Raw genomic sequence first — 23,797 nt, forward strand, 5'->3', positions numbered from 1 at the left:
TGCCGGCGCGGGCCGTTATGGCCCGCGCGCATCGGTTTAAAGATCGTGGTGCAAATACTTCGCTTCTTTGGGCAGGCGCAGGCTGAACAGGAACGCCACGGCCATCATGATCGTGACATACCAGTAGAACGCGTTTTCCATTCCGCCAGCCTTGAGGCTCAGGGCCACGTATTCTGCCGAACCGCCGAAAATCGCGTTGGCCACCGCATAGGCCAGGCCGACGCCGAGGGCGCGGACTTCCGGCGGGAACATCTCGGCTTTCACCAGACCGCTGATCGAGGTGTAGAAACTGACGATCGCCAGCGCCATGGTAATCAGCACAAAGGCCAGGAACGGGCTGCCGACACTTTTCAGGCTGAGCAGGATCGGCACTGTGAACAACGTGCCGAGGCCGCCGAACCAGAGCATCGAGTTACGCCGGCCGATCTTGTCGGCGAGCATGCCGAACAGCGGCTGCATGCACATGTACAGGAACAGCGCGCCGGTCATGATGTAGCTGGCGGTCTTGGCGTGCATGCCGGCGGTGTTCACCAGGTACTTCTGCATGTACGTGGTGAAGGTGTAGAAAATCAGCGAGCCGCCGGCGGTGTAGCCGAGCACGGTGATGAACGCAGCCTTGTGATCGCGGAACAGTGCACGGATGCTGCCGGCGTCCTTGTTCTCGCGCATTTCCTTGCTGGTGGTTTCTTTCAGCGAGCGACGCAGGAACAGCGAAATCAGCGCGGCGGCCGCACCGACCACGAACGGAATCCGCCAGCCGTAGGCACGCAACTCTTCTTCGGACAGAAACTGTTGCAGGATCACCACCAGCAGCACCGCCAGCAGTTGCCCGCCGATCAGGGTCACGTACTGGAACGAGGCGAAGAACCCGCGCTGGCCCTTGAGCGCGACTTCGCTCATGTAGGTCGCGGTGGTGCCGTACTCACCGCCCACCGACAGGCCTTGCAGCAAGCGCGCGAACAACAGCAGCAGCGGCGCCCAGACGCCGATGTCCTTGTAGGTCGGCAGACAGGCGATCAGCAACGAGCCGAAGCACATCATCAGGATCGAGATCAGCATCGAGTTCTTGCGCCCGTGCTTGTCCGCGACCCGGCCGAAAATCCAGCCGCCGATCGGTCGCATCAGGAACCCGGCGGCGAATACGCCTGCCGTGTTGACCAACTGCACCGTGGGGTTGTCGGAGGGGAAAAACGCCGGGGCGAAATAGATCGCGCAGAAGGCGTAGACGTAGAAGTCGAACCATTCGACGAGGTTGCCGGACGACGCGCCGACAATGGCAAAGATGCGCTTGCTGCGCTCTTCACCGGTGTAATGGGAGGTGAGGGTTGTCATTGTTTTTCACTCGATAGGGACAGTGAGAGTCTAGACACACTTTGCAACAGTCCCGTTCCGCATTGGATCACCAACCAGACCCGATCTCTGATCGTTCCCACGCTCCGCGTGGGAATGCCGCCATGGACGCTCTGCGTCCACTGTGACGCGGAGCGTCACGGTATGCATTCCCACGCAGAGCGTGGGAACGATCAGTATCCGGTTCAGTAATCGAAGAACACCGTCTCGGCATCAGTGCCCTGCAGGATCACATTCCACTGATAGACACCCGCCGCATCCGGCTTCGCCAGCAACGTATCGCGGCGCTCGGCCGGTACGCATTCGAGCAGCGGATCATTGACGTTCGCCGGATCGCCCTCGAAGTAAATCCGCGTCAGCAAGTGCTTCACCAACCCGCGCGCAAACACCAGCACCACCAAATGCGGCGCCTGGGTCGAGCCCTTGAGGCCTTCAACCGTGCCCGGCTTGATGGTGGTGAAACGAAAGCGCCCTTCCGCATCCACCGGCACCCGGCCGAAGCCTTCGAAATTCGGGTCGAGCGGCTTGGCCTGCTCGTCTTCCGGGTGGTCATATTTGCCGGCGGCGTTGGCCTGCCAGACTTCGAGCATGGCGTCGTTGACGACATCGCCGTTGCCGTCCACCACTTGCCCGGTGATCGCCACACGCTGGCCGAGGGTCAGTTCGTTGGCGAGGTTTTCACGGTTCAGCCAGGTCAGGCCGATGTGGTAATACGGCCCGACGGTATGGGACGTGGTCGCAGTCAGGGTCATCTCATTTCTCCATCGGCGTGGCTTCGCGGCCGCGCAGCACGATGTCCCAGCGATAAGCGAGGGCGTAGGACGGAATGGTTTTTTCCAGATCGAAAGCGGCGATCAGGCGTTCCTTGGCCGAGGTGTCCGGCACGCAGTTGTAGATCGGGTCGTAGGCCAGCAGCGGGTCGCCGGGGAAATACATTTGCGTGACCAGGCGCGTCAGGATGCTCGGCCCGAACAGCGAGAAATGCACATGGGCCGGACGCCAGGCATTGTGGTGGTTGCCCCACGGATAGGCGCCGGGCTTGATGGTCTGGAACTGATACCAGCCGTCGGCGTCGGTCACGGTGCGGCCGGTGCCGGTGAAGTTCGGATCCAGCGGTGCGTCGTGCAGGTCACGGGCATGGTTGTAGCGACCGGCGGCGTTGGCCTGCCAGATCTCCACCAGAATCCCCGGCACCGGCAGACCGTCTTCGTCGAGCACACGCCCGTGAATGATGATCCGCTCACCGAGCGGTTCGCCCTGATGCTGGGCGGTCAAATCGTTGTCGGTATCGGCCACACGCTCGGCACCGATGGTCGGCCCGGTGATTTCCGACAGCGAGTGCGGCAGAAACACCAACGGCTTGGACGGCGAGCGCAGATTGGTGGATTGATAGGTCGGGTGCAGGTACGGCGGCTGGGTGCCTTCCTGCGGGCGGCGGTAACCAGGCTTGTCAGTCATTTCGCTTTCCTCTGTTCTTTTTCGTCACGGCTTGCGTCAGACGCGTTCGATGGCCAGGGCCAGACCCTGGCCGACACCGACGCACATGGTCGCCAGACCTTTCTTGCCACCGGTCTTTTCCAGCTGATGCAGCGCAGTCAGCACCAGCCGCGCGCCGCTCATGCCCAACGGGTGGCCCAAGGCAATAGCGCCACCGTTCGGGTTGACCTGCGCCGCGTCGTCCGCCAGCCCCAGTTCGCGCAATACCGCCAGACCCTGGCTGGCGAAGGCTTCGTTGAGTTCGATCACATCGAAATCGCTGACCGCCACGCCGAGGCGTTCGGTGAGTTTGCGCACCGCCGGCACCGGGCCGATGCCCATCACCCGTGGCGCAACACCGGCGCTGGCCATGCCGAGCACTTTGGCGCGAGCGGTCAGGCCGTGTTTTTTCACCGCTTCCGCCGAGGCCAGAATCAGCGCGGCGGCACCATCGTTGACGCCCGAAGCATTGCCGGCGGTGACGGTCTTGTCCGGGCCGTTGACCGGTTTCAGTTTAGTCAGGGCTTCAAGCGTGGTGTCGGCGCGTGGGTGTTCGTCCTGGCTGACCACGGTTTCGCCCTTTTTGTGGGCGATCCGTACTTCGACGATTTCCTCGGCGAAGTAGCCGGCAGCCTGGGCAGCGGCCGTACGTTGCTGACTGCGCAGGGCGAAAGCGTCCTGATCCTCGCGGGAAACTTCGTAGTCGTCGGCGACGTTGTCGGCGGTCTGCGGCATCGCATCAACGCCATACTGGGCCTTCATCAACGGGTTGATGAAACGCCAGCCGATGGTGGTGTCCTCCAGCTTCATGTTGCGCGAGAACGCCGCATCAGCCTTGCCCATCACGAACGGTGCGCGGGACATCGACTCGACGCCACCGGCAATCGCCAGCTCCATTTCACCGCTGGCGATGGCGCGGAACGCGGTGCCGATGGCATCCATGCCCGACGCGCAGAGGCGATTGAGGGTGACGCCCGGCACGGTCTCCGGCAGACCGGCCAGCAGCAGCGCCATGCGCGCGACGTTGCGGTTGTCTTCACCGGCCTGGTTGGCGCAGCCGAGGAATACCTCGTCGATGGCGCTCCAGTCCACCGACGGATTGCGTTCCATCAGGGCCTTGATCGGCACGGCGGCCAGGTCGTCGGCGCGAACCGCCGCCAGACCGCCACCGAAACGGCCGATGGGGGTACGAATCGCATCGCAGATATAAACGTCGCGCATCATGCTTCTCCCGGTGCCTGGCCGTGGGCAGCGGCCGTGCGCGCTTCGAGATCGCGCAGCGCAGTCAGTTCGACTTCTGTCGGTTCAGCGGTGGTTGCCACGCTGTCGGCAAAACGGATCGGCCAACCGGTGGCGGCGACCACTTGCTCGCGAGTCACGCCCGGGTGCAGCGCGGTGACCACGAATTCGTGGGTGCCCTCTTCCGGCTCCATGATGCACAGGTCGGTGATGATCCCGACCGGGCCGGCGCCCGGCAGGCCCAGACGTTTGCGCGAATCGCCGCCCTCGCCATGGCCGACCGAGGTAATGAAATCGAGTTTGTCGACAAACGAACGCGCCGACTGCTTGAGGATGATCAGCACACTTTTGGCAGAGCCGGCGATCTCCGGTGCGCCACCGGCACCCGGCAGACGAACTTTCGGCTGGTGATAATCGCCGACCACGGTGGTGTTGATGTTGCCGAAACGGTCGACTTGCGCTGCGCCGAGGAAACCGACGTCGATGCGCCCGCCCTGCAGCCAGTAGCGAAAAATCTCACCGGTCGGCACGACAGTGTCAGCGGTTTCTGCCAGTTCGCCGTCACCGATCGACAGTGGCAATACGCTGGGTTTGGCGCCAATCGGACCGGATTCGTAGATCAACACCACGTCCGGCGACGAGGTCAGGCGCGCCAGGTTGGCGGCTTTCGACGGCAGGCCGATGCCGACGAAGCACACCGAGCCGTTCTTCAGGCGACGGGCTGCGGCGACAGTCATCATTTCATTGGTGGTGTAAGTCATTACTTGGCCTCCGAAGCAGCGGCCAACTTGGCCTGGAACTCGCTGAAGTCAGCGCAGCCATGGATGTATTCGTTGATCCACGCGGTAAACGTCTCACGGTCGCGGGCGATCGGATCCCACGCCTGATAGAAGCGGTTGTCACGTTCGGTGTAACCGTGGGCGTAGGACGGATGCGCGCCACCGGGTACATGGCAGACCGCGCTCAAGGCCCAGGTCGGCAGCACGCAGGCGTTCATCGGGGCGTTGAGGTTGTCGACGATTTCTTCGACCGTGACGATGCAACGCTTGGCGGCCAGTGCGGCTTCTTTCTGCACACCGAGAATGCCCCACAGCAGCACGTTGCCCTGACGGTCGGCTTTCTGGGCGTGGATCACGGTCACGTCCGGACGCACCGACGGCACCGCCGCCAGCACTTCGCCGGTGAACGGGCAAGTCACGGATTTGATCAGCGGGTTGACCTTCGGCAGGTCGGAACCGGCGTAGGCCCGCAACACCGCGAACGGCAGGCCGGAGGCGCCGGCGACGTAGGCATTGGCCAGGTCGGCGTGGCTGTGTTCTTCGATTTCCAGCGCGTGCGGCCATTGCTTCTCGACCGCGTCGCGCAGACGGTGCAGCGAACCCACGCCAGGGTTGCCGCCCCAAGAGAAGATCAGCTTGCGTGCACAGCCGGCGCCGATCAGTTGGTCGTAGATCAGGTCAGGCGTCATCCGCACCAGGGTCAGATCTTTCTTGCCCTGACGAATGATTTCATGACCCGCCGCCGTAGGGATCAGGTGAGTGAAGCCTTCGAGCGCGACGGTATCGCCGTCGTTGACGAATTGCTTCACCGCGTCGTGCAGCGAAAGGATCTCAGCCATGGAGCGGGCTCCCGTTTTTGTAATGAATCGCCAGTGAATAAAAAGGCGCGAGGTTCTGCGCCGGAGTCACTGAAGATTAAGCCGCTGATTTTCACCAAACAATCCGATAATCGACTGAGTGTTCGTTAATCGAACAGATTGTTATCTGCCTATCATTCCGTCACTGATCGTTCCCACGCTCTGCGTGGGAATGCAGCCCGGGACGCTCCGCGTCCCTTCCGAAACCGAACGCGGAGCATTCTCTGCGGCCAGTTCGACGCGGGAACGATCCTGCAATGAAACTCAGGTCGCGTCCGCGTGACTGACCAGACCCTTGATCACCACCGCTGCCGTGGCCAGGCCCGCCGGAACCACCAGCGCCGTCAGCACCTGTTCGAAATTCCAGCCCAACCCCAACAGGGTCGCGCCCATCCACGCCCCGAGAATCGCGCCGAAGCGGCCGATACCGAGCATCCAAGACACACCGGTCGCCCGGCCCTGCGTCGGATAAAACCGCGCTGCCAGGGACGGCATCGCCGACTGCGCACCGTTGACGCACATGCCCGCCACCAGCACCAGCGTCGCCAGCAGCGTGATGTTGCCCAGACTCTGCCCGACCGCGTAGGCAAACACCCCGGCCAGCAGGTAGAAAATGCCGATCACCTTGTGCGGATTGAACCGGTCCATCGCCCAGCCTACGCCCACCGCACTCAGCACCCCACCGAACTGGAACAGCGCACCGATGAAGGCCGCCTGCTCCATGCTCGCGCCGCTGTCGCGCATCAGGGTCGGCAGCCAACTGGTCAGCAGGTACACGATCACCAGACCCATGAAATAGGTCAGCCACAGCAGCAACGTGCCAACGCTGTAGGTGCCGGAAAAAATCACCGCAAACACGTTGCGCGCTTTCACGGTTTTCTGTTCCGGCACGCTGAAACTCGCGGCCTGAGCGACGATGGCCGTATCAATGGGTGCGAGGGTCTTGCGCACCTTGTCGGTGCCACGATTGCGCACCACCAGATAGCGCGCCGATTCCGGCAGCCAGAGCAGCAACACCACGGTGAGGATCAGCGGCAGGATCCCGCCGATCAGCAACAGACTGTGCCAGCCAAACGCAGGAATCAGCTTGGCCGAGATGAATCCACCGCCGGCCATGCCCAGGTTGAAGCCGCAGAACATGCTGGTCACCAACAGGGACTTCTTGCGCTCCGGGGTGTATTCCGACAATAGCGTGGTAGCGTTCGGCATGCCGGCGCCCAGTCCCAGACCAGTGAGGAAACGCAGCACCAGCAACTGATCGACATTGGTGGCGTAGGCCGACGCCAGGCTGAAAGCGCCGAACAGAAAAACCGCGCCGACCAGTACGACTTTTCGCCCGAAGCGGTCAGCCAGCGGCCCGGAGCCCAGCGCACCGAAGACCATTCCGATCAGCGCGGCACTCATCACCGGGCCGAGGCTGGCGCGGTCGATGCCCCAGTCTTGGGACAGGGCCGGCGCGATAAACCCCATGGCCGCAGTATCGAGGCCATCGAGGAACACAATCAGGAAACACAGGATCACCACTCGCCACTGATAGCGCGAGATCGGTTGGGCGTTGATGAAGGACTGCACGTCGAGGCAGTTACCCACAGCGGACTGAGGCTGGTTCATTATTTTTATTCCACGCAAGAAAACGCAGTCGAACGGCGGCCGGCCAGAGAGCGGCACGGTCACAACTATATAAGGAAGAAATCAGGCGTTGCGCTAATACCGGCAACAGGAACGGGGGCGGCGACAGTCGGGGAACGTGCGCATGGGAGGTTGCCTCTTGTCATTATTATGGGAGTCGACGATCCGGCGGGCTCATTCACATTCGCGCCGGATGACGCTGCCGCGACATTAATGATCCGGGGGTTTTAGCGTCAATTCGATAAACGCAACTCTGTGCGTTTATCGAACAGCTTCATCAGGCAAACAATTGCGCACTGAGGTCGCGGCTGGCGCTCAACAAGCCCGGCAGAAAGCGCTGCTCGAGCTCGGTACGACTGACCCGACCGGCGTGGGTGCTGACATTGAGCGCGGCCACCACCTGGCCGGACGCGTCGTACACTGGCACGGCAATCGAGCGCAGACCTTGCTCCAGCTCCTGATCGACGATGCACCAGCCCTGCTGCCGGACTTCCTGCAGACATTCGAGCAAGGCGTCGGGGGTGTGAATCGTGCGGCTGGTTTTGGCCACCAGTTCGGCGTGGTCGAGATATTCGCGCAGCGAGGTGTCGTCCAGCGCCGCCAGCAGGATTCGCCCCATAGACGTGCAGTACGCCGGCAAGCGCCCGCCCACCGACAGGTCCACCGAAATCAGACGCTGGGTGGTGGCCGAACGGGCAATGTAGAGAATGTCGTCGCCTTCCAGCGTGGCCATGTTGCAGGCCTCGTGCAGTTGCTCGCTCATGCGGTCGAGATACGGCTGGGCCGAGACCGCCAGCGGCGTCGACGACAGATAGGCGTGACCGAGGGTCAGCACTTTCGGCAGAAGCGAATAAGTGCGCCCATCGGTGGTGGCGTAGCCGAGCTTGATCAGTGTGTGCAGGCAACGGCGCACGGCGGCGCGGGGAATTTCCGTGCGGTGGCTGATCTGGGCGATGGTCAGGTGGCGCTTGCGCTCCTGAAACGCCTGCACCACCGCCAGGCCACGGGCCAGGGAGGTCATGAAATCCGGATCGCCGGTCAGGGCCTGGATACGCTTGGCCGGCGAAGCGACGATCGGCGGCGCTACCGAGGTGAAGGAATTGCGCATTTGATCGTTCATGTCGGGTCCTTTTTTCTTGTTCGGATCAACGGCTATACAAGCGGCTCGCTGGTAGAGACACAAGCGACAGACCGCCAACACCGGGCGATTATCGAACCGTCGACCGATAATCGCAATCGCCCTCACCTCCTCGTTTGGGTTGTGCGGAACAGATTTGAACTTGGAACGCCGGTGTGGTTTAAGCGCCTTAGTTGTCCGACTAAATGGCGCCAGAAATCAAACACTGCGCAACGGCGATGCAACTATTGATGAAAGTTGCACGTCACAAAACAATCACACATCCAGAACCGTTTTTAACTTGGCAAAGATAGGCAATCCCGATTCGCCCGCTATAATGCACCTCAGTGGCACCGCGCTCTTATTTGCCGACGGTGCCACCCGCTGGCGCGATGTCCATCGCTGCCGGCCCCGGCCAGCGCCTGACGCTCATTACTCATGCACCGCCAGCGCGCTCGCTGAAACAGGAAACTGATGCTGCGTCAGTTTTAATCTGGTGCCGTAGCCGCCTGCAACATGGAAGTCCTGACCGTCTTCCCGACAACACCGCTGCCTGTCCGGGCAAGCGCTTGTTGATGAACCGGTTAAATGATTCGTTGCAGTGCGTTTCACCAGACATTTATCTCAACTCATACAGGTAGCACTGTGACGAAAGACGAACTGCGCGCGGAACTTGAGCGCCAGGAACAACGTTACAAGGAAGTTTACGGCGGGGAAGTCACCACCTACGCCGCCCAGCCCGAACCAGAACGCAAAGCCTGGCGTAAACGCCCTACCGTTCAGGATCAGGTCTTCCAGCAAGAACTGAAAAAAATGGAAGAGGAACTCAAAGCCGAAGAGCCTTGAAGCCGTCCTTTGCACCTTCCGAAGGTAAGCGTACTCACCGGGCTACAAGCACGGTGGACTGACGATGCCTTGCGCGCCCGCTACCCGCGGGCAGCGGCCAACTCCCCTGTATTGCACAGGTCTGGAGCATGTCAGACGCATTTCTCAGATATTTCATACAACTTTCAGCCCCCTCCCGACAACTGGCGAATTCGCCGGCGTCTCAAATTTTTATCAACCAAATCAACACCTTGCAAAACCCTGCAAAAAGCTTGGGTAATGCCCCCTGACACAAATTAATTCGTTGAAGAATGTTACCGATGAGCAGGTAGGGGATCGATTTCCAGTCTTTTCTGGCATAATCGCGCCCCCTTATGACCGGGTCAGAAAACCTTCATGATCGATTTATTCAGCGGACTGGATGCCTGGGTGCTTGTGAGCCTCCTGCTCGCCCTGACATTTGTCCTCGCCTTCGAGTTCATCAATGGATTTCATGACACCGCTAACGCGGTAGCCACTGTTATCTACACCAAAGCGATGCCGCCTCATCTGGCGGTGTTCTTCTCGGGCGTGTTCAACTTCCTCGGCGTACTGCTGGGCGGCGTTGGCGTGGCGTATGCCATCGTGCACCTGCTGCCGGTAGAACTGCTGATCAACGTGAACACCGGCCATGGTCTGGCAATGGTGTTCTCGCTGCTCGCCGCCGCGATCGCCTGGAACCTGGGCACCTGGTACTTCGGTATCCCGGCCTCCAGTTCGCACACGCTGATCGGTTCGATCCTCGGTGTCGGCCTGGCCAACGCCCTGATCAACGAAATTCCACTGGCTGACGGCGTCAACTGGCAGAAAGCGATCGATATCGGCGCCTCGCTGGTGTTCTCGCCGATGGCCGGCTTCCTGATCGCCGCGCTGGTGCTGATCGGCCTGAAGTGGTGGCGTCCGCTGTCGAAGATGCACAAGACGCCGGAACAGCGCCGCAAGATCGACGACAAGAAGCACCCACCGTTCTGGAACCGCCTGGTCCTGGTGATCTCGGCCATGGCCGTGAGCTTCGTGCACGGTTCCAACGACGGCCAGAAAGGCATCGGCCTGATCATGCTGGTACTGATCGGTATCGTGCCCGCGCAGTTCGTACTCGACCTGAACAGCACCACCTACCAGATCGAACGCACTCGCGACGCGACCCTGCACCTGAGCCAGTTCTACAAGCGCAACGCCGACACCCTGGGTGAATTCCTGGCCCTGGGCAAAAGCGTGGAAGGCGACCTGCCGGAGAAATTCCGTTGCAACCCGCAACAGACCGAACCGACCATCGCCGCCCTGCTCGACACCCTCAAAGGCGTAGCCGACTACCACTCGCTGTCCGCGGAAAGCCGCATCGAAGTGCGTCGTTACCTGCTCTGCCTGGACGACACTGCGAAGAAAGTCAGCAAACTGCCAGGCCTCGCCCCGCGTGAAAAGGCTGACCTGGACAAACTGCGCAAAGACCTGACCACCACCACCGAATACGCCCCGTTCTGGGTAATTCTGGCGGTCGCCCTGGCCTTGGGCCTGGGCACCATGGTCGGCTGGAAACGCGTGGTACTGACCATCGGCGAGAAGATCGGCAAGCAAGGCATGACCTACTCGCAAGGCATGTCGGCCCAGATCACCACCGCCAGCCTGATCGGCATGGCCAACATCTTTAGCCTGCCGGTGTCCACCACCCACGTCCTCTCCTCGGGCGTGGCCGGCACCATGGTCGCCAACAAAAGCGGCCTGCAAGGCGGCACGGTGAAAACCATCCTGCTGGCCTGGGTTCTGACCCTGCCAGCCACCGTGGCCCTGTCGGCCGGCCTGTTCTGGCTGGCGTCGAAAGCGCTGGGCAGCTGATAGACCGCTGAAATGAAAAAGGCGTGATTCGAGAGGATCACGCCTTTTTTGTTGCTTCCAGAAATGGGACGCAGAGCGTCCCGGGCTGCATTCCCACGCGGAGCGTGGGAACGATCAAAGCAAAAGCAAAAGCAGTCGCTTTTCGCCTCTAACCACTCAACACGATGAGCGTTAGCTCGAGTACCGCTCTTGACGTGCCGGCCCCATCGGAAGGCTGAGCGGAGGGATTTATCCGGGGGTGGGAGCGCAGCGACCGTGCGGCGAAGCCGCATGCATCGAGAGGAGGTGCAGCGAAGCAAACCGTAGGCGATGCCCCCGGATGAATCCCGGAACGAAGGAACACCGAGCCAAAGCGAGGTGCCGAACGCCGGGGCCCAGCCTTTTGGTTCCTTTTTGGCGTCTGAAAAAGGGACTCGCCGTAAGGGCGAAACCGCCAGCCGCCCCCCCCGAAGAAACGGATATTCACCCAAAACCCCAAGAGCATGGTCGGCCCAAAGGCCGCCAAGACACAAAAAAAAGGGCAACCGAAGTTGCCCAAAATGCCTTGCGTGCTCATCAAACCCGGAAGAATCAAGGCTTCTTGCGCTTGTTCGCATCCTTCCAGATAAAAAATCCAAACCCTGCAAAAAACAGAACCATCAGCCCCACAGTCAGGACCCCGGCAAACACCACGTTATCGAAAAACATGACTGGCCTCCTGGCCCCTGCTTTGCTGCGATGGAACTAAGTTAACCAATCAGGCAGGCGCAGGAATTGACCGGGATCAATGCCGGTCACAGAGAGGAGGAAAGGAAGGGAAATAACTGACCTGCATCAACGGATGCAGGGGAGATCAACGCTTTTTCGGTTTGTTTTTCGGCTTTTTCTTCGGTTTACCCAACGGCATGGCCTGCTCGAAAGCCTGGCGCACTTCATTCAGGCGCTTCTCGTTGAGGTCATGAACCCGCTTGGCGCGTTCGGTGTTGAGGTCGATCAGCTTGTCGTCTTGGCTCATGGCGTTCGGTGCATCGCTTGGACTGAATCACAACTGCCGCTTCAACGGCAGGACTGCGCCAATAATGCGGCCTGGCGCGAACGCTGACCAGCCACTCACCTGAACCCTCTACAACATTTCATGTACCGCCCACCGGATTTGCTTGCACAATCGGCGCCTCGCCCTGAACCCGAAGGATCTGCGCCGTGCCCCTGCATCAGGACCTGCCACCGCTGATGGCCTTGCGTGCCTTTGAGGCCGTGGCCCGTCATTTGAGTTTCATCAAGGCTGCCGATGAGCTGTCGGTGACCCAAAGCGCGATCAGCCATCAGGTACACAAACTCGAAGAATTCCTCGATCAGCGACTGTTCGTGCGCCGCACCCGGGCGATCGATCTGACGGCCGCCGGCGAACATTACTATCGGCAGATCGAGCCGGCCCTCGCCGCGATTGCCGCCGCCACCCACGACCTGCGCGGCGAGCGCCCCACCACCTTGCGCATCGGCCTGCTCGCCTCCTTCGCCACCTTGTGGCTGGCGCCGCGTCTGGCGGACTTCAACGCGAAATACCCGAACATCCATGTCGAACTGCTGCCCGCCGTGCAACTGGCCGACGTCGATGCCGGCGAGGTGGATCTGGCGATCCGCTACGGCAAGGGCGGCTGGCCGAAAGTCCAGGCGCACCGGTTCATGGGCGAGACCCTGACGCCGGTGTGCAGCCCGGCTTTCAAAGCCAGGGGCGTGAGCAACGGGCCGTTGCTGATGGCCAAGTCGCACCAGCCGTTCGAATGGATCGACTGGCAGCAACACAGCGGCATCGATCTGGCTCATGTGCCCAGCGTCATGCTCCACGATTACAACATCGTCGTCGAAGCGGCGGTTGCCGGCCAGGGCATTGCCATGGGCCGCCAGCGAATGATCGAACGGCGGATCAAGGAAGGCGCGCTGGTACCGGCCTTCGACACCCCGCCGATGCTCGGCGAGATCGGTTATTGGCTGGTCACCCCGCAACGCCCGCCCACGCCGGCGGCGCAGAGTTTCTGCGAATGGCTGGAGGAAACCGCGAACGCATGAGTTTTTTGGATGCGTCGGATTAAATCTATCCGTTTGTCGCCCTTCGCTCGCCCCAACATGCTGAAGCCCTCACTCAGGAGGACTTCCCATGACCGATTCCCTCAGCCAACGCGTGCAACAACTCGGCCTGCGCCTGCCCGAGCCGAGCCAGCCGATCGCCAATTACGTCAACCACGTGGTCAGCCAGAACCAGTTGTTCATCTCCGGGCAGATTCCATTGCTCGACGGCAAACCTGCGTTCATCGGACGACTGGGCGAAGCGGTCTCCGACGAAGAAGGCGCCAATGCTGCCGAACTGGCTGCCTTGGGCCTGCTCGCCCAGTTGAGCCATGCACTGAGCGATGACCTGTCGAAACTGGTGCGCATCCTGCGCCTCGGGGTTTTCGTGGCGGCCACACCAGACTTCAAGGCTCAGGGCGTGGTCGCCAACGGCGCCTCGAATCTGCTGGTCAACGCCCTCGGCGACAAGGGTCGGCACGTGCGTACCGCGGTCGGCGTGGCGAGCCTGCCGGCCGGCGTCGCGGTGGAAATCGACGCAATCTTCGAGCTCAAGCCGTGAACATCGACGACATCCTGCGTCTGCGCGCCGCCACGCCAGGCTGCGCTCAGGTGATCCATTTCAACCACGCCGGCGCCTCGTTGCCAAGCCAGGCCACCCTCGATGCGGTGATCGAACAGCTGCAACGCGAAGCACTCGGCGGGCCGATGGAGTCGGCGGACAACCGGGTCCAGGAACGCGCGCGCAATGCGGCCGCCGTCCTGCTCAACGCCCAGCCCGAAGACATCGCCTTCGCCAGCAGCGGCTCGACAGCCTGGAGTCAGGCGTTCAACGCGCTGGGGCCGTGGCAGCCCGGCGAACGGATTCTGGTGGGTCGCCATGAATGGGCCGGCAACCTGGCGTGCATGGCCGAAGCGGTGAAGGCCGGCGCGCGGCTCGAAGTGATTCCTTGCGATGCCAAAGGTGCGGTCGATCCGCAAGCCCTGGCGCAGATGATCGACGGCCAGGTACGTCTGATCGCCCTGACCTGGCTGCCGGCCAACGGCGGTCTGATCAACCCCGCCGCGCAGATCGGCAATGTCGCGCGGCGCCACGGCATCCCTTATTTCATCGACGCCGGCCAGGCACTGGGACAGTTGCCCTGCGATGTTCAGGCCTTGCAGTGCGACGTGCTCAAGGGTGCCGGACGCAAGTTTCTGCGCGGGCCGCGCGGCACGGCGTTGATGTACATCCGGCCGCAATTCCTGCAACGGCTGCTCCCCGTGCAGCGCGATGTATTGTCGGCGCCGTGGGATGGCAGGCGCTTTACCCTGCGTGACGACGCGCGGCGCTTTGAAACCAGCGAGGTGTCGCTGGCCCTGCTGGCGGGGTTGACCAATGCGCTGGAGGAGCACAACCGCCTCGGCGCGATCGCCATCCGCCAACGGATCGAACAGCTGAGCAGTGAATTGCGCCAACGCCTGAAGACGATTCCCGGTCTGACACTGAGGGATCTCGGCGCGGCCAATCAACAATCCGGGCTGATCGCCTTCACGCTTGAAGGCTGGGACAGCGTGGCGCTGAAGCAGACGTTGGCCGGACGGCGAATCAACATCGGCGCCAATGGCGTGGCCTACACGCCGCTGGACATGCAGGCGCGCGGGCTGACAAATATTGCGCGGGTGGCGGTGAGCTACTTGAACACACAAGAAGAAATCGACGTGTTGCTGGAAAACCTGACAGAGCTGGCCGCCCGGCCTCAGATTTCGATGTCGACCCAAAGCCCCTGACGCGGCTGATCTTCCATCAACGGCGCCACCGGCACAGTGTTGTCGGCATTGAGTTCGGTGCCGGGAACGGCGAGGTGCGCTTCGGGGTCGTCGTCGGCTTCGCGGCGGCGGCGATCGCGTTCCTGCTGGCGGCGCTGCTCTTCGCGCAGCAGATAGCCGTCCTCTTCCGGGTCGCGCTTTTGCAGGTCGATGGTGCTTTCGTTGGAGCTTTCCTGCACCGGCACCACAGGGGGAATGTCCGGTCGCTGGCGGATCGGATCCTGCTGGGAGGTGATCGGCACGGCGCTCAGGGGGAGCATCGGTGGCAGCATATGAAGGGTCTCCTGTCAGCAAGCTATCGGCTGGGGCGAGGTTGCCTTGAACCATCTGTCGCAAACTTGTGACCGGGTTGGCACTCACAGGTGCCCCGGCCCTGCGTAAAACTGACAGATGACCACATTTGCCTTACTTGCAGCGTGCAGCCAAAAGCTCGTTACCGCTCCTTATCCTTTGGCCTCGGGCCCTCATTCCGTTAAGATAGCCCGCTTTTTCAAGGTGGGAGTCAGGCAGCATGGCGCAGCAGTATCAACCGGGGCAACGCTGGATCAGTGACAGCGAAGCAGAGCTTGGTTTAGGCACCGTTCTGGCACAGGACGGCCGCTTGTTGACCGTGCTTTACCCGGCCACTGGCGAGACTCGCCAGTACGCGCTACGGAATGCGCCCCTCACCCGCGTGCGGTTCTCGCCGGGCGATTCGATCACTCACTTCGAAGGCTGGAAGATGACCGTCCAGCAAGTCGACGACGTCGACGGCCTGATGGTCTACCACGGCCTCAACGCACAGAACGAAGCGGTCACCCTGCCGGAAACCCAGCTGTCGAACTTCATTCAGTTCCGCCTGGCCAGCGACCGTCTGTTCGCCGGGCAGATCGATCCGCTGGCGTGGTTCTCCCTGCGTTATCACACTCTGGAACACACCAGCCGCCAGTTGCAGTCTTCGCTCTGGGGCCTGGGCGGCGTGCGTGCGCAACCGATCGCCCACCAGCTGCACATTGCCCGTGAAGTCGCCGACCGCATCGCGCCGCGCGTACTGCTGGCGGACGAAGTGGGTCTGGGCAAGACCATCGAAGCCGGTCTGGTGATCCATCGCCAGTTGCTGTCGGGCCGCGCCAACCGCGTGCTGATCCTCGTACCGGAAAACCTCCAGCACCAATGGCTGGTGGAAATGCGCCGCCGCTTCAACCTGCAGGTCGCGCTGTTCGACGAAGAACGCTTCATCGAAAGCGATGCCACCAACCCGTTCGAAGACACCCAGCTGGCCCTGGTGGCGCTGGAATGGCTGGTCGACGATGAAAAGGCGCAGGACGCCCTGTTCGCTGCCGGTTGGGACCTGATGGTGGTCGACGAAGCCCACCACCTGGTGTGGCACGAAGAGAAAGTCAGCCCGGAATACTCGCTGGTTGAACAGCTGGCCGAGGTCATTCCCGGCGTGCTGCTGCTCACCGCTACCCCGGAACAACTCGGTCAGGACAGCCACTTCGCCCGTCTGCGCCTGCTCGACCCGAACCGTTTCCATGACCTGGCCGCCTTCCGCGCCGAGAGCGAAAACTATCGCCCGGTGGCCGAAGCCGTTCAGGAGCTGCTGGACAAGGGGCGCCTGTCGCCAGCCGCGCACAAGACCATCCACGGTTTCCTCGGCAACGAAGGTGAAGCCCTGCTCACCGCCGTCAACGATGGCGACACCGAAGCCAGCGCCCGCCTCGTGCGTGAACTGCTCGACCGCCACGGCACCGGCCGCGTGCTGTTCCGTAACACCCGCGCCGCCGTGCAGGGTTTCCCGGAGCGCAAACTGCACCCGTACCCGCTGCCATGCCCGGACGAATACCTCGAACTGCCGCTGGGCGAACACGCCGAGCTGTACCCGGAAGTCAGCTTCCAGGCCCAGCCGGACGCCAGCGAAGAAGAACGCTGGTGGAAATTCGACCCGCGCGTCGAGTGGCTGATCGACCAGCTGAAGATGCTCAAGCGCACCAAAGTACTGGTGATCTGCGCCCACGCCGAAACCGCGATGGACCTGGAAGATGCCCTGCGCGTGCGCTCCGGCATCCCGGCCACGGTGTTCCACGAAGGCATGAACATCCTCGAGCGTGACCGTGCCGCCGCCTACTTCGCCGACGAAGAGTTCGGCGCACAGGTGCTGATCTGCTCGGAAATCGGCAGTGAAGGTCGCAACTTCCAGTTCGCCCACCACCTGGTGCTGTTCGATCTGCCGTCGCACCCGGACCTGCTGGAACAGCGGATCGGTCGTCTCGACCGGATCGGCCAGAAGCACATCATCGAACTGCACGTGCCGTACCTGGAAACCAGCCCGCAAGAGCGCCTGTTCCAGTGGTATCACGAAGCACTGAACGCATTCCTCAACACCTGCCCGACCGGCAACGCCTTGCAGCATCAGTTCGGCTCGCGCCTGCTGCCGCTGCTCGAAGAGGCCGACGACGGCGAGTGGCAAGCGCTGATCGACGAGGCGCGCACCGAGCGCGAGCGCCTGGAAGCCGAGCTGCACACCGGTCGCGACCGCCTGCTGGAACTCAACTCCGGCGGCGCCGGCGAAGGTGAAGCGCTGGTCGAGGCCATCCTCGAACAGGACGACCAGTTCGCCCTGCCGATCTACATGGAAACCCTGTTCGACGCGTTCGGCATCGACAGCGAAGACCATTCGGAAAACGCCCTGATCCTCAAGCCGAGCGAGAAGATGCTCGACGCCAGTTTCCCGCTGGGCGACGACGAAGGCGTGACCATCACCTACGACCGCAACCAGGCGCTGTCACGCGAAGACATGCAGTTCATCACCTGGGAACACCCGATGGTGCAGGGCGGCATGGATCTGGTGCTGTCCGGTTCGATGGGCAACACCGCCGTTGCGCTGATCAAGAACAAGGCGCTCAAGCCAGGCACCGTGCTGCTGGAACTGCTCTACGTCAGCGAAGTGGTTGCCCCACGCTCGCTGCAACTGGGCCGTTACCTGCCGCCGGCCGCCCTGCGCTGCCTGCTCGACGCCAACGGCAACGACCTGTCATCGCGCGTGGCGTTCGAGACCTTGAACGATCAACTGGAAAGCGTGCCGCGCGCCAGCGCCAACAAGTTCATCCAGGCCCAGCGCGATCAGCTGACGCCACGGATCAACGCCGGTGAAGACAAGGTCACCCCGCGCCACGCCGAGCGCGTCGCCGAGGCCCGCCGCCGTCTGGCAGCCGACACCGACGAAGAACTGGCACGCCTGACCGCATTGCAAGCGGTCAACCCGACCGTGCGCGACAGCGAACTGGATGCCCTGCGCAAGCAGCGTGAACAAGGTCTGGCGATGCTCGACAAGGCCGCGCTGCGACTGGAAGCGATCCGGGTGCTGGTGGCGGGCTAAACTGCCCTGCTCCATCGCCAAAAACGAAAAGGCCCGCAGCGATGCGGGCCTTTTTTTGTCTGCCCCCCTCACTGATCGTTCCCACGCTCCGCGTGGGAATGCCTCAAGGGACGCTCCGCGTTCCAGTTCTCGAATCGGACGCAGAGCGTCCCGGGCTGCATTCCCACGCAGAGCGTGGGAACGATCAGGCGATGCAGGTCATCAAGCGGTAACGGCCTGACTCTGCGGCTCAACCACCGCCACCATCCCGTCCTTCATCCGCTTCGCATCCCGCACAAAACAGCGCGAGGCGAGGAACAGGAACACCATGGTCAGGAACAGCGCCACCGGAATCAGATACATCGCATCATGCAGACCGACGGCCTTGAAGGCTTCGGTCATCTGCTCGGCGCCCGCCGAGGCCATCGCCGACTTGGCAAAGTGATCCGACAAACCACCGACCACCACCGGGCCCAAGCCGCCACCGAGCAAATACAACCCGGCAAAGAACAGCGCCATCGCCGTGGCCCGCAGACGCGGTTCAACCACGTCCTGAATCGCCGTGTACACACAGGTGTAGAAGTTGTAGGCGAACAGCCAGCCAACGCTGAACACAGCGACAAACACCCCGATCTCGATGCGCCCGGCATGCAGCGCCCACGCCGTGCACAGGGTCGAGATGATCAGGCTGAACGCGGCAAACAGCAGTCGCCCGTTAGCCACCCGCTGGTGAATCTTGTCGGCGATCCAGCCACCGAGGGTCAGGCCGATCAATCCGGTCACACCGACGATCACCCCGGTCGCCACCGCCGCGTCCTGCAACGGCATCAGGAAATAACGCTGGAGCATCGGCACCAGGAACGAGTTGCAGGCGTAGGTCGCGAAGTTGAAGCACAGCCCGGCCATCACCAGCCACAGGAAGGTCGGCACGGCGAGGACGCGGCGGATCGGTTTGTCGACTTTCTCCTGGGACACCTGCACGGTTTCCGCCGCGCCGCGCTTGGGTTCCTTGATGAAGAACATGAACACCGCCAGTACCAGCCCCGGCACGGCGGCGATGAAGAACGGCGCGCGCCAGCTGTCGAACGCCTTGACCATCCAGCCGATGGTGAAGAAGGCCAGCAGCAGCCCCAGCGGCAGGCCGAGCATGAAAATGCCCATGGCCCGGGCCCGGCGATGGGCCGGGAACAGATCGCCGATCAGCGAGTTGGCGGCGGGCGCGTAACTGGCTTCACCAATGCCGATGCCCATGCGCACCAGCAGGAAACTCCAGAAACTGCCGACCAGACCGTTGACCGCCGTCAGCGCGCTCCAGGTCGCCAGGCCCCAGCCCATCAGTTTGCTGCGCGAACCGGTGTCGGCCAGGCGGCCCAGTGGTAATCCGGCAATCGCGTAAACCAGAGTGAACGCGGTGCCGACGATCCCCAGCTGGAAGTCGCTGAGGTGCCACTCCATGCGGATCGGCTCGATGATGATCGCCGGGATGGTCCGGTCGAAGAAATTGAACAGGTTGGCAAGGAACAGCAGGAACAGAATGCGCCAGGCATTCGCCGCTTGGGTCGAGTTCTGCATGGGTCCGTCTCTTTATTGTTATGAGGGCTTCACTGCCAACGCATCGAGCCCGGAACCTGCAATCTAGTCACGCTCGTCGGGGCTGTCTGTGATCATTCGCCAGCCTGATGACGGGCCATGGCCGTGTAACGAAACGTAAGCCCTTGAAATGCTTCGAATCCCCCGAAAACCGGGGGTTTTGCAGAAAAATCCGGCAATGAAAAAATACTTTCTCGCCCCCCTTCCCAACGCCGTGGCGAAGCCTAGAATGGCCGCCGGATCCGTCCGGATCCTGCCGATCAACCCCTTTGATATCCCGCCCATGTCCGAAGTCAGTCCGTGTCTGAATTGCGGTGCCTGCTGTTCCCATTTTCGTGTGTCATTTTTCTGGGGTGAATGCGCATCCTCCGGCGGGACCGTACCCGATGAACTGGTCACCCAGATCACGCCCAGCCGGGTCGCGATGATCGGCACCGACCGCAAGGCGCCGCGCTGCACCGCGCTGGAAGGCGAAGTCGGAACAGCCGTGAGTTGCACGATCTACGACAAGCGTTCCAGCCCCTGCCGGGAGTTCGAAGCGTCGTGGGAAAACGGCGAACAGAATACCGACTGCGACAAGGCGCGTGCCCGTTTCGGCCTGCCGCCGCTGCAACCGCACTGGAACGAAGTCGCCTGAGTCCAGGCCTTTCAACGCTTAGTGCCAAACGCTATGACGCTAATGCCGAAATCATTAGCGCCAATGTGCCACTACCGCTTGCACGGCAAAAACCGCCTCTATACTGCAAACATTCGCCTGCGTTGATGACGCAGTAAGGACGTATTCAGAGACGGGGCATGCTATGGAGTGGCTTGGTTTGCAATTTGTTGCCGAGCAGCCGGAGAGCGGGCAGGTCATCCTCAATTGCACACACAATCCCCTGTTGGTGCTGGTGGCCTATCTGGTTGCCTGCGCCGCGAGTTTTGCCACCCTCGACATGGCCGAACGGGTCGCCCACGCTGAAGAGCCCGGTTCGCAACGCCTGTGGCGCTGGATCGGCGCAACCTGCCTGGCCGGCGGCATCTGGGCGATGCACTTCATCAGCATGCTGGCGTTCCAGGCGCCGATCGACATCCAATACGACCTGCCCGTGACCCTGTTTTCCCTGGTGATCGCGTTACTGGCGTCCTGGCTGGCGATGCACACCCTGAGCACGCCCCAACCGAACCTGCTGCAATACCTCAAGACCGCCATCGTCATCGGCCTCGGCATCGCCGGCATGCATTACGTCGGCATGGCCGCCATCGAATCCGCCGCCACGGCCTACTACGAGCCCACCCTGTTCCTGTCGTCGATCGTGATCGCCATCGGCGCCAGCTTCGCGGCGTTGTGGGTCGCCGGCAACTTGCGCGAAGGCAGTGGCCTGCACATCCAGATGCTCAAATACCTGGCCGCGCTGATTCTCGGCGCCGGCATCCTCAGCATGCATTTCACCGGCATGGCGGCGCTGCAACTGGTGCTGCCCGAGGGGCAATTGCCGACCCTGGCGTCGCAATCCAGTCACTTGCAGTTGGGCCTCACCGTCGCCCTGATCACGTTGCTGATCCTGGGCAGCGCGATCAGCGCCGCGCTGGCCGACAAGAAGCTGCAGAACAAGGAACACGATCTGCGCCGGGTCAACGCTCTGCTCAGCCAGCTCGATCAGGCGCGCATGTCGCTGCAGCACGTGGCCAACTACGACGCCCTGACCAACCTGATCAACCGGCGCGGCTTCAATCAGATCTTCGCTGAAAAACTCAGCCAGAAAACCAGCGAAGGCGGGATGCTGGCGGTGATGTTTCTCGACATCGACCACTTCAAACGCATCAACGACAGCCTCGGCCATGACGCCGGCGACGAACTGCTCAAGGTCATCGCCCAGCACATCAAGGGCTCGGTGCGCAGCCATGAAGACGTGGTGGCGCGATTCGGCGGCGACGAGTTCTGCATCCTCATCGGCCTGCGCGACCGCGAAGAAGCGCGCAATCTGGCCCAGCGCATCATGCTCAAGATGAAAGAACCGATCGAACTGGCCGGACGACGCATGGTGATGACCACCAGCATCGGCATCAGCCTGTTTCCCGAGGACGGCTCGACCTGCGATGAACTGCTCAAGCATGCGGATCTGGCGCTGTACCAATCCAAAGGCGCCGGGCGCAACGGCGTGCACTTTTTCGATTCCAACCTGAAAAACCGCGCCAGCCTTGAACTGCAACTGGAGGAAGAACTGCGCCACGCGCTGCGTCAGGAGAACGGTCTGTTGCTGTATTACCAGCCGATCTTCGAACTCAAGACCGGCAAGGTCACCAAGCTCGAAGCGCTGATCCGCTGGCAGCATCCGGTACACGGCCTGCTCACCCCGGATCGCTTCATTGCCATCGCCGAAAACAACGGCCTGATTGCCGAGCTCGACAACTGGGTCCTGCGCAAAGCCTGTGAAGATCTCGGCGAGCTGTCGCGCCATGGCTGTGAAGAGCTGAAGATCGCCTGGAACTGCTCACCGCTGAATCTGGCCCGGGAAGAACTGGCCAATGAAATCGAGCACGCCTTGCGCAGCGCCGGGGTCGCCCCGGAACGGCTGGAACTGGAGGTCACCGAAAACGCCTTGATGGGCAACATCGCCAACACCCTGGTGCTGCTGCGGCAGATCCGCGCCCTCGGCGTGTCATTGTCGATCGACGACTTCGGCACCGGCTATTCGTCGCTGGCCTATCTCAAGCGCCTGCCGCTCAACACCCTGAAGGTCGACCGCTCGTTCATCCTCGACATTCCCAAGGCCACCGCCGACATGGAAATCGTCCAGGCGATCATCGTCATGGCGCACACCCTGCATTTGCAGGTGGTCACCGAAGGCGTCGAAAGCCTGGAGCAGTACGAATTCCTCGAGCGCTCGGGCTGCGACTTCATTCAGGGCTACCTGCTCAGCCGCCCGGTGCCACTGGCCGAACTGCGCCCGGTGCTGGAGGAAATCAACCAGCGCAAACACGCGCACGTGCTCAATCCGCTGAGTCTGGCGCGCGGTACATTTGCACCAGTGTCGCTGGATCCTTCTGCAAAAAACCTTGTGCCCCATGCAGGCGCATCAGTTGTGCGGCCAATCCGCTGATCGGTGTGGCCGAGCCGGTTTCCCGGGAAAATTTCACCGCGGTATCCAGATCCTTGAGCAGCGTGCGCACGTGCCACTTCACCGGTTCGAAACGGCTTTCGGCCATTTGCGGGGCGAGGATCTGCAACGGTTTCGAATCGGCAAAACCACCGGCCAGCGCTTCGGCAATCAGGCTGGCATCGACCCCGGCCTGCTCGGCCAGCGCCACCACTTCGGCGATCACCAAAGCGTTGCAGGCGACGATCATCTGATTGCAGGCCTTGGTCACCTGACCGGCGCCGACGCCACCCATGTGCGTGACGCGCTGCCCGAGTTCGAGCAATACCGGTCGTACGCGATCAAGATCCGCTGCATCACCGCCCACCATGATCGCCAGGCTGCCGGCCTCGGCCCCGACCACCCCGCCGGACACCGGCGAATCGAGCCAGGCCATGCCTGCCTTGTCGGCCAGTTCGGCGGCCATTTCACGGGTGGCCGTCGGTTCAAGGCTGGAAAAATCCACCAGCAACTGACCGGGTTTCGCCCCCTCAGCCACGCCGGCCGGACCGAACACCACTTCGCGCACCACCGCCGTGTCGGCCAGGCACAGCATCACCACGTCAGCCTGCTCACAGAGCTCAGCGGGCGTCGCCACCTGCCGGGCGCCGGCCTCGACCAGCGGCGCGCACTTGGCCGGGTTGCGGTTCCACACCGTCAGCGGGTAACCGGCGGCCAGCAGACGGCGGCACATCGGCAGGCCCATCAGGCCGATTCCGGCAAAACCCAACGAAGGTCGCGTTGACATCATTTAG

21 protein-coding genes are annotated in these 23,797 nt (G+C 62.2%); 8 read left to right on the forward strand and 13 right to left on the reverse strand.

The features are described 5' to 3' along the window. Window positions 1–36: 36 nt before the first annotated feature. The 8 genes from AC07Y2_RS22585 to pcaR all read right to left on the reverse strand — a co-directional run bounded on the left by AC07Y2_RS22585 (window position 37) and on the right by pcaR (window position 8,450). Complete coding sequence (locus tag AC07Y2_RS22585; protein ID WP_103386907.1) at window positions 37–1,332, reverse strand: MFS family transporter; 1,296 nt, start codon at window positions 1,330–1,332, stop codon at window positions 37–39. A gap of 203 nt (window positions 1,333–1,535) precedes the next feature. Then, entirely contained in the window at window positions 1,536–2,102 is a 567-nt protein-coding gene (gene pcaG / locus AC07Y2_RS22590) for a protocatechuate 3,4-dioxygenase subunit alpha (protein WP_039771428.1), read from the reverse strand. 1 nt (window position 2,103) lies between these two features. Further along, window positions 2,104–2,808 carry a protocatechuate 3,4-dioxygenase subunit beta gene (gene pcaH, locus AC07Y2_RS22595; protein WP_011332820.1) on the reverse strand — a complete coding sequence of 235 codons (705 nt, stop codon included), beginning with the start codon at window positions 2,806–2,808 and terminating at the stop codon, window positions 2,104–2,106. 36 nt (window positions 2,809–2,844) lie between these two features. Next, complete coding sequence (gene pcaF / locus AC07Y2_RS22600; protein WP_178082877.1) at window positions 2,845–4,050, reverse strand: 3-oxoadipyl-CoA thiolase; 1,206 nt, start codon at window positions 4,048–4,050, stop codon at window positions 2,845–2,847. Next, a complete protein-coding gene (locus AC07Y2_RS22605) occupies window positions 4,047–4,826 on the reverse strand; it encodes a CoA-transferase subunit beta (protein WP_039771422.1) in 780 nt (259 codons plus the stop codon). The genes pcaF and AC07Y2_RS22605 overlap by 4 nt, the downstream gene beginning before the upstream one ends. Continuing rightward, entirely contained in the window at window positions 4,826–5,683 is an 858-nt protein-coding gene (locus tag AC07Y2_RS22610) for a CoA transferase subunit A (protein WP_003222404.1), read from the reverse strand. The genes AC07Y2_RS22605 and AC07Y2_RS22610 overlap by 1 nt, the downstream gene beginning before the upstream one ends. A 282-nt stretch (window positions 5,684–5,965) precedes the next feature. Next, a complete protein-coding gene (gene pcaK, locus AC07Y2_RS22615) occupies window positions 5,966–7,312 on the reverse strand; it encodes a 4-hydroxybenzoate transporter PcaK (RefSeq protein WP_103386904.1) in 1,347 nt (448 codons plus the stop codon). A gap of 295 nt (window positions 7,313–7,607) precedes the next feature. Beyond that, window positions 7,608–8,450 (reverse strand): pca regulon transcriptional regulator PcaR, encoded by an 843-nt coding sequence (gene pcaR / locus AC07Y2_RS22620; protein ID WP_007917109.1) that lies wholly within the window; start codon window positions 8,448–8,450, stop codon window positions 7,608–7,610. Window positions 8,451–9,092: 642 nt separating this feature from the next. On the opposite strand from pcaR, the gene AC07Y2_RS22625 reads away from it, so the two are divergent. Both AC07Y2_RS22625 and AC07Y2_RS22630 read left to right on the forward strand, forming a co-directional pair. Continuing rightward, complete coding sequence (locus AC07Y2_RS22625) at window positions 9,093–9,293, forward strand: hypothetical protein (protein ID WP_007957826.1); 201 nt, start codon at window positions 9,093–9,095, stop codon at window positions 9,291–9,293. 375 nt (window positions 9,294–9,668) lie between these two features. Next, on the forward strand, window positions 9,669–11,144 hold the full coding sequence (locus tag AC07Y2_RS22630; protein WP_039771417.1) for an inorganic phosphate transporter: 1,476 nt from the start codon (window positions 9,669–9,671) through the stop codon (window positions 11,142–11,144). Between the two features lie 570 nt (window positions 11,145–11,714). Here the strand turns inward: AC07Y2_RS22630 and ccoM are convergent. Both ccoM and AC07Y2_RS22640 read right to left on the reverse strand, forming a co-directional pair. Beyond that, window positions 11,715–11,831 (reverse strand): cytochrome c oxidase subunit CcoM, encoded by a 117-nt coding sequence (gene ccoM, locus AC07Y2_RS22635; RefSeq protein ID WP_007959205.1) that lies wholly within the window; start codon window positions 11,829–11,831, stop codon window positions 11,715–11,717. Window positions 11,832–11,976: 145 nt separating this feature from the next. Continuing rightward, the gene (locus AC07Y2_RS22640; protein ID WP_007959203.1) at window positions 11,977–12,138 is read right to left on the reverse strand and encodes a hypothetical protein; all 162 of its coding nucleotides are present in this window, start codon (window positions 12,136–12,138) and stop codon (window positions 11,977–11,979) included. Window positions 12,139–12,323: 185 nt separating this feature from the next. Here AC07Y2_RS22640 and AC07Y2_RS22645 point away from each other — a divergent pair, with 185 nt between their 5' ends. The 3 genes from AC07Y2_RS22645 to AC07Y2_RS22655 all read left to right on the forward strand — a co-directional run bounded on the left by AC07Y2_RS22645 (window position 12,324) and on the right by AC07Y2_RS22655 (window position 14,957). Next, window positions 12,324–13,190 carry a LysR substrate-binding domain-containing protein gene (locus AC07Y2_RS22645; protein ID WP_074691429.1) on the forward strand — a complete coding sequence of 289 codons (867 nt, stop codon included), beginning with the start codon at window positions 12,324–12,326 and terminating at the stop codon, window positions 13,188–13,190. A gap of 88 nt (window positions 13,191–13,278) precedes the next feature. Then, window positions 13,279–13,749, forward strand: coding sequence for a RidA family protein (locus tag AC07Y2_RS22650; protein ID WP_103386903.1), 471 nt, complete (start codon window positions 13,279–13,281; stop codon window positions 13,747–13,749). Continuing rightward, window positions 13,746–14,957: an aminotransferase class V-fold PLP-dependent enzyme gene (locus AC07Y2_RS22655; protein ID WP_103386902.1), complete on the forward strand. Its 1,212-nt coding sequence runs from the start codon at window positions 13,746–13,748 to the stop codon at window positions 14,955–14,957. Before AC07Y2_RS22650 ends, AC07Y2_RS22655 begins: the two co-directional genes overlap by 4 nt. On the opposite strand, the gene AC07Y2_RS22660 is transcribed toward AC07Y2_RS22655, so the two are convergent. Then, on the reverse strand, window positions 14,927–15,268 hold the full coding sequence (locus tag AC07Y2_RS22660; RefSeq protein ID WP_007959194.1) for a hypothetical protein: 342 nt from the start codon (window positions 15,266–15,268) through the stop codon (window positions 14,927–14,929). The two genes, AC07Y2_RS22655 and AC07Y2_RS22660, sit on opposite strands and share 31 nt — an antisense overlap. A gap of 239 nt (window positions 15,269–15,507) precedes the next feature. Between AC07Y2_RS22660 and rapA the strand changes: the two genes are divergently transcribed. Continuing rightward, window positions 15,508–18,354, forward strand: a complete 2,847-nt coding sequence (gene rapA, locus AC07Y2_RS22665) for an RNA polymerase-associated protein RapA (RefSeq protein ID WP_039771405.1) — start codon at window positions 15,508–15,510, stop codon at window positions 18,352–18,354. A 201-nt stretch (window positions 18,355–18,555) separates the two neighbouring features. On the opposite strand, the gene AC07Y2_RS22670 is transcribed toward rapA, so the two are convergent. Further along, window positions 18,556–19,905: a spinster family MFS transporter gene (locus AC07Y2_RS22670; protein ID WP_039771403.1), complete on the reverse strand. Its 1,350-nt coding sequence runs from the start codon at window positions 19,903–19,905 to the stop codon at window positions 18,556–18,558. Window positions 19,906–20,206: 301 nt separating this feature from the next. Here AC07Y2_RS22670 and AC07Y2_RS22675 point away from each other — a divergent pair, with 301 nt between their 5' ends. Then, the gene (locus tag AC07Y2_RS22675) at window positions 20,207–20,560 is read left to right on the forward strand and encodes a YkgJ family cysteine cluster protein (protein WP_039771496.1); all 354 of its coding nucleotides are present in this window, start codon (window positions 20,207–20,209) and stop codon (window positions 20,558–20,560) included. A 163-nt stretch (window positions 20,561–20,723) separates the two neighbouring features. Beyond that, on the forward strand, window positions 20,724–23,006 hold the full coding sequence (locus AC07Y2_RS22680) for a putative bifunctional diguanylate cyclase/phosphodiesterase (RefSeq protein WP_103386901.1): 2,283 nt from the start codon (window positions 20,724–20,726) through the stop codon (window positions 23,004–23,006). On the opposite strand, the gene AC07Y2_RS22685 is transcribed toward AC07Y2_RS22680, so the two are convergent. Further along, on the reverse strand, window positions 22,897–23,793 hold the full coding sequence (locus AC07Y2_RS22685; RefSeq protein WP_166742331.1) for an NAD(P)-dependent oxidoreductase: 897 nt from the start codon (window positions 23,791–23,793) through the stop codon (window positions 22,897–22,899). The two genes, AC07Y2_RS22680 and AC07Y2_RS22685, sit on opposite strands and share 110 nt — an antisense overlap. Between the last annotated feature and the right edge of the window lie 4 nt (window positions 23,794–23,797).

The sequence above is a fragment of the Pseudomonas sp. GW456-12-1-14-TSB6 genome (assembly GCF_059424205.1).